Below are 234 nucleotides of genomic sequence, written 5' to 3'. Positions count from 1 at the left end.
GCGTCGAAGCCGAAGCGCGTGATGTACTGCTGGGCGTACTTCGTGCCGATCTGGTTCAGGATCCGGATCGACACGAGGTTGCGCGAGCGCTGCAGCGCGGTGCGCATCGACATCGGACCTTCGAAGCCGCCGCCGTAGTTCTTCGGCTCCCACGGCTGGCCGCCGGTTTCCGCGGCGCTGAAATACAGCGGGCCGTCGTTGATCACCGTGGCCGGCCCGAGGCCCTTGTCGAGC

At 67.1% G+C, this 234-nt stretch carries 1 protein-coding gene; it reads right to left on the bottom strand.

Going from position 1 to position 234, the window contains the following annotated elements:
- On the bottom strand, window positions 1-234 hold a 234-nt coding region (locus tag SB751_RS35460), incomplete at both ends, for a penicillin-binding transpeptidase domain-containing protein (RefSeq protein WP_410749670.1).

It is taken from the genome of Cupriavidus sp. SIMBA_020 (assembly GCF_046535395.1).
Lineage (GTDB): Bacteria > Pseudomonadota > Gammaproteobacteria > Burkholderiales > Burkholderiaceae > Cupriavidus > Cupriavidus campinensis.
This window is presented reverse-complemented; position numbering and strand designations above follow the sequence as displayed.